This is a genomic window from Streptomyces sp. NPDC059679 (genome assembly GCF_042734105.1).
GTDB lineage: Bacteria > Actinomycetota > Actinomycetes > Streptomycetales > Streptomycetaceae > Streptomyces.
Map to the genome: position 1 here is coordinate 136,737 of NZ_JBHWES010000022.1, position 5,686 is coordinate 142,422.

Sequence of the window (5,686 nt, forward strand, 5' to 3'; positions counted from 1 at the left end):
TTAACGCCTGGCCCGCGGCGACCTCGTGGCGCCCCGGGCCCACAAACTCCTGGGGGGGGAGCTGGGCGAGCTGCCGTAGGGTGTCCTCGGGGGTGGCGGCGCGCGCGCGCGCCGCCAGCCGCTCCGGCGCCTCCGCGGCGGTCTCCAGGCTGAGGAGCTTGAGGCCGGTGTCCGCGATCGCCGTGGCCAGGATGCGGGCGTTGCGCGGCCCGGTGAACTTGCCGATGAGCGCGGCGAGCAGATTGGACAGCGCCCCGACGACGTTCTGCCGGCCGGCGATCTGGATGATCTTGCGCACGATGGGCAGCGCGGCCATCACCACCGGCAGGAACTCCTCCAGCGCGGGCCGCGGGTCACCGCCGTCCGGCAGTCGGCTCAGCGCCTCGGTGAACCGCTCCCGGGCCTCGGCCAGCGCCTCGGCCTCGGCGGCCGGGCTCTGCTGCCCGTACGCCTCGCCCGCCCCGCCGGACAGGGACTGCGCCGCCTCCGCGGCCCATGCCTCGCCCTCGCTCTCGTCGCGCGCCAGCAGCAGACCGGCGGTGGCGCCGGCGAGTTCCAGGCTGAGCAGGGCGGCGGGCGTCGGCTCCGCGCCGAGCGCCTGGGCGGCCGGGGCGTGGCTCTCGGCCGACTCGGACGCTTCGGCCTCCTCGGCCTCCGTCATCGGCGCCTCGCGCAGCAAATGGCGGGCGAGTTGGGTGGCGATCGGGCGGACCGGGGCGGGCAGCCGGCCGATGCCGATCTTCAGCACCCGCGTCAGCAGCGGCTGGACGATCGGGCGCAGCTGGCGCAGGATCAGCCCGATGGGCATCACCTTGGCCACCGCCTGCACACCCGTCTTGACGGCCTGGACGCCCTTCTTCGCCAGATTCACCGCGCCGCTCACGGCCTTCTTCGCGAAGTTCTTCAGCGCCCCGAAGAACTGCTCGAAGGCGGGCGACTCCCCCAGGGCGGCCGGTGGCGCCACCGACTCGAAGACGCTCTCCAGCTCGGCCTCGGCGAGCGAACGCGTATCCGCCTCCCCGGCGGCCTCGGCCAGCGCCTCCAGGTACCGCTCCGCCTGATCGGCCAGCGCCTCCAGCCGCTCGCGCACCGGCTGCTCCGCCGCCTCCGAGGCCGAGGCGCCCACGAGGGCGGCGGCGTGCTCGGCGTGCAACGCCGCGGTCTCCTCGAGCAGTTCGGAGAGGGCTTCTTCCATCTCGTCCGAGTAGAGCTCGGCGAGCAGTTCGCGCACCGCCTCGCTGTGCGCGTCCACGGGCCCGCGCCCGGTGTCCCGGGCGGCGCCTCTGAACGGGCTGTCCAGATACGACGCGGACGGCGCCTCGGTCCATTCTTCCTCGTCGGACACGCTCCCCCGCTCTTCGGAGCGGAATGGGGAGGTGGGTGTCCATACTTGATGATCGGTCAGTGTCACGCTTCCCCCGTCAGTCTCAAGCGAATTACCGAACCAGTGGCGATGATAGGGCGCGGTAACGGACATAGCGGCGGGATGCATGTATTCCGGATGAGTGAGTCCTATGTGAATTCAGTACATAAGATCGTCCTGGGTTCGTACATATGCGGTGGCATCCGTCTTGCACACCGCGCTCTTCGGCCCGAACACCACACCCTTCGGCCTGAGTAGGCTGATCACGTGAGTGGGAAGGAACAGGCAGCCGGTGTGGTCGTCGGCGCGGCGGTCGGCGACGCGCTGGGAGCCCCGTTCGAGTTCGGCCCGGCGGGAGCGTTCTCCGCCCGGTTCCCGGCGTGCGGTGTCGGTGGCGAGATGTGCGGGGGCGGCGGCTGGGATCCGGGCGAGGCCACGGACGACACACAGATGGCGGTCCTGGTCGCGGAGTCCTTGATCGAGCGGGGCGAGCTGGACCTGCCGGACATCTTCGCCCGCTTCCAGCGGTGGGCCGCGGCCGGGCCCAAGGACATCGGCCTGCAGACCGAGGACGTGCTGACCAACGGTCTGCCCTGGGACCTGGCCGCGGCCGTCCACTTCCAGGTCAATCTGCGGGCGGCCGGCAACGGCTCGCTGATGCGGGCGTCCACCTCGGCGGTCCGCTACGCCCGCGACGGGCAGCGGGCCACCATGGACGCCGCCCGCCGCATCGCCGCCCTCACCCATGGCGACCGGGCCGCCTGGGAAGGCACTGCCGTCTTCCATGAACTCGTACGCATCGCACTCGACGACGGCGACCCTCTGACGGCGCTCCCGGACGTCCTGGACCTGGTGCACCCGGACCACCGGGACCGGTACGCCGTCGTCCTCGGCCCCGGCTGGCACCCGGATCGGGCCACCGAGTTCAACGGCGCCGTCTGGCCCTGTCTGGGCTCCGCCGTCTGGGCGCTGCGCACCACCGGAAGTTACGAGGAGGCGGTGCGCGCCGCGATCGACCTCGGCGGTGACACCGACACCGTCGCCGCGGTGACCGGCGGTCTCGCCGGCGCGTGCTACGGGCTGGACGCGATCCCGAGCCGCTGGACCGAGCCGCTTCATGTCCCCCTGCCGGGCTCCGGCAATCCGCCGCTGCGGCTACCGGAACTCCTCGACCTCGTCCGCCGCCTCGTTGCCCGATCCGAGCCGCTCGACGCGGAGGGCCGCTCGGCGTAAAACGGCCGCGCCGCGCTCGGCCGGCTACGCCTTGCCGCCGCAGGGCCCCAGGCTCGCGGCCGTCACGACCACCTGGCCGTCGGCGCCGTCCTGCCCCGGGGGTGGTCCCGCCGGTGGTCCCGCCGGTGGCAGGAGGCGAGGTGAAGCCACGGCCGGGCGGCCGGGTTCGGCCGGGGTGGGCGCCGGGGCGGGGAGCGGCCGGGCCGCCCGGTGGGCGGGGTGCGGCGGGTGGGCGAGCAGTCGGTGGAGGGCGGCCCGGCGGTCCTCGTCGGTGTCGTGGACCAGGGTGAGCTCCAGGGCGTAGGCGCGGAGCAGATCGTGGCCGCGGTAGCGGCCCGGGGCGTCCTCGGTCACCAGATGGGCCCGGCTCAGCTCCGCGAGCAGCGCGCGGGCCCGCCGTACCGGTTCGTCCAGCAGCCCGGCGGCGATGGCCGGGGTGACGTCCGGCCCCGGGTGGAGGCCGAGCAGACGGAACAGCCGGGCGGCGGGCGGGCTGAGGGAGCGGTACGACCGGGCGAACGCCGCGCGCAGGTCGGTGGCAGGGTCTCCGCTGTCCAGCGCGTCCAGGCCCACACAGGCGTCCCGCAACTCCTCGACCACCGCGCCCAGCGGGAAGTGCGGACAGGTGGCGGCGCGGGCGGCCACCACCGCGAGGGCGAGCGGAAGCCGGGCGCACACCGCGCCGAGTTGGTCGGCCGCCTCCGGTTCGGCCGCCACCCGGGCCGCGCCGAGGCGGTGGGCCAGGAACTCGCGGGCCTCGCCGGCCGACAGCAGGTCGAGGGTGACGGGCCAGGCGCCCTCGGCCGCGACCAGGCCGACCAGCCGGGTGCGGCTGGTGACCACGACGAGGCAGCCGGGTACGCCGGGCAGCAGCGGCCGTACCTGATCGGCGTCCTGGGCGTCGTCCAGCACGATGAGCACCCGCCGGCCGGCCAGCACACTGCGGTAGAGGCCGAGCCGGGCGGCCCGGCCGGCCGGGATCCGCGGCGCGGGCACGCCGAACGCCTCCAGCACGGCGGCCGCCGCCTCCGCCGGGTCCAGCGCCGGCGCGTCCGGCCCGCCCTGGCGCAGGGGCACATACAGCTGGCCGTCGGGGAAGCGGTCATGGACCCGGTGGGCCCAGTGCACCGCGAACGAGGTCTTGCCCACCCCCGGACCGCCGCCGACCGCGGCGACCACGGTGGCGGTCGACGTGGCCGCGAGCAGGCCGTCCAGATAGGCCAGCTGCTCACTCCGGCCGACGAACAGCGGGGAATCAGGCGGCAGTTGCCGGGGCACCAGCGCCTGTTCGACGAGGGATCCACGGCCGTCCGATGCGCCGACCGAGATGGCGGTCGGTACCGGGGCCGGGACGCCGGGGTCCGGGGCACACCCGGCCGCGTCGGCCGTCCCGCATCCGGTGGTGTCGCGCAGCAGCCGCAGATGGGTGTCGCGGAGCGAGCGGCCCGGTTCGATGCCCACCTCGGAGGCGAGCCGGGCACGGGTGTCCGCGTACACCTGAAGGGCCTCCGGGGTACGGCCGCACCGGTGCAGCGCCAGCATCAGCTGCACCTGCAGCCGCTCCCGGAACGGGTGACGGCCGACCTCCTGCTGGAGCTCGCCGACGGTGTGGACGTGTCGGCCGGCGGCGAGCCGGGCGTCGAAGTAGTCCTCCAGGGCGCTCAGCCGCCGCTCGTTCAGCCCGGGTACCTCCAGCGCGCGAAGCGATTCGGTCACCCCGCCCAGCGCCGGTCCGCGCCAGGTGTCCAGCACGGCACGCAGCCGTTCGGCGGCCTGCTCGGGGCGGTCGGCTTCGAGTTCTTCCCGGGCCCGCGCCACGGCCTCGTCGAAGACGTGCAGGTCGAGTTCGCCGGGCCCCACCACGATGAGGTAGCCCGGCGCCTGCCGGAGTATGGCGCCACGGCCCAGCAGTTTCCGCAAGCCCGACACGTGGACCTGGATCTGTCCGCGGACGCTGGGCGGCGGGTCGTTCCCCCACACCAGATGGGACAGCCTGCTCTCGGACACCACGCGGTTGGCGTTCAGCAGCAGGGCCGCCAGCACCGCCCGTCGTTTGGGCCCGGCCACGGGCACGGGGCCTTCCGGGCCGGTGGCGGTCACGGGACCCAGGAGCTGGTAGCGCATCGTGCGTTCTCGTCTTCGGCTACTGCGGCGATGCGGCCTTGGCGTCCGGCGTCTCGTCTCCGCGCCGCCGGCGCGCCACCTCGCGGCGGTAGCCGCCGGGCCGGTCGTCATCCCGGACCGCGAGGGCGTCGGCGATCATCTGCCGGGTCTCCGAGAGGCTGCCGGAGTCGGCCGGTACGAACTCCATTTGACGCAGCGTCCGGCTCTGATACGCCTCGGACGGCACCGGCTGCACGGCGAACAGCGGGTACCTGCGGGAGAGTCGGACCACCTCGTCGGTGCGGCGGAACCGCAGGTTGCCCACGAGCGGTCCGTGCCACCAGCCGGATTCGAGCAGCCCGTCCTGTACCTCGTACGTCAGGCTGCCCGGCAGGTTCGGCACGCCCCGCACCAGCAGGCTCCACTCCGGCGGGGTGCGCGCGACCAGGCCCGTCCACACCTGGAGCAGCCCGGGTTCAGGCGCGGCGGAGAAGACCGGCAGACCGAGCACGGGGTCGTCGTCGGGGGCCTCGCCGTCCCGCACGCGCAGCATGGTCTGGGCCGCCACCTCGGTCAGCGGCAGCCAGTCGGGGCACCCCTCGGCGAGCCAGCGGAAGGAGGCCCCGTCCCACTTCACAAAGCAGTCCAGCGGCGGGTAGAGGTACCAGCCGTACGCCGAGGCGGCGCGGAACGGTTCACAGTAGGAGACGGCGCGGAACGCGGCGGTGCCGAGCGCCGCGGGGTCGGCCACTGTCGGCGGCACGGCTCCGTCGAAGCAGGAGCGGAACGAGAAGAGCGTCATGAGCCGGGTGTTGCCTTCTTCCTCAAGGTTCCTCAAGGTTCCCCAAGCGCCTGCGGACCGTCCGGCCGATTGCCGCAACCGGCGCCCAAGCCCCACTAAGGAGACCGCTCACCCCATGGGGCCACCCACCACGTCGCCCACAAGCGAAGAGCTGCTCCCCGCCGGCCAAAAGCCGCGCAACCGCA

General features: G+C 73.9%; 4 protein-coding genes. 1 reads left to right on the forward strand and 3 read right to left on the reverse strand.

What is annotated here, in order from left to right; all coding sequences use genetic code 11:
• Positions 1-1,345, reverse strand: a 1,345-nt coding sequence (locus ACFV2X_RS23850; RefSeq protein WP_385619697.1) for a hypothetical protein, incomplete at its 3' end; no start/stop codon positions are given.
• Positions 1,346-1,630: 285 nt separating this feature from the next.
• Between ACFV2X_RS23850 and ACFV2X_RS23855 the strand changes: the two genes are divergently transcribed.
• Positions 1,631-2,596 carry an ADP-ribosylglycohydrolase family protein gene (locus ACFV2X_RS23855; RefSeq protein ID WP_385619698.1) on the forward strand — a complete coding sequence of 322 codons (966 nt, stop codon included), beginning with the start codon at positions 1,631-1,633 and terminating at the stop codon, positions 2,594-2,596.
• Positions 2,597-2,620: 24 nt separating this feature from the next.
• On the opposite strand, the gene ACFV2X_RS23860 is transcribed toward ACFV2X_RS23855, so the two are convergent.
• Complete coding sequence (locus tag ACFV2X_RS23860; RefSeq protein ID WP_385619700.1) at positions 2,621-4,720, reverse strand: BTAD domain-containing putative transcriptional regulator; 2,100 nt, start codon at positions 4,718-4,720, stop codon at positions 2,621-2,623.
• Positions 4,721-4,739: 19 nt separating this feature from the next.
• The gene (locus ACFV2X_RS23865) at positions 4,740-5,501 is read right to left on the reverse strand and encodes a DUF6065 family protein (RefSeq protein WP_385619703.1); all 762 of its coding nucleotides are present in this window, start codon (positions 5,499-5,501) and stop codon (positions 4,740-4,742) included.
• Positions 5,502-5,686 lie beyond the last annotated feature (185 nt).

Coding starts and splice junctions, on each gene's coding strand:
- ACFV2X_RS23865 (WP_385619703.1), bottom strand. CDS start 5,501: ATGACGCTCTTCTCGTTCCGCTCCTGCTTCGACGGAGCCGTGCCGCCG.
- ACFV2X_RS23860 (WP_385619700.1), bottom strand. CDS start 4,720: ATGCGCTACCAGCTCCTGGGTCCCGTGACCGCCACCGGCCCGGAAGGC.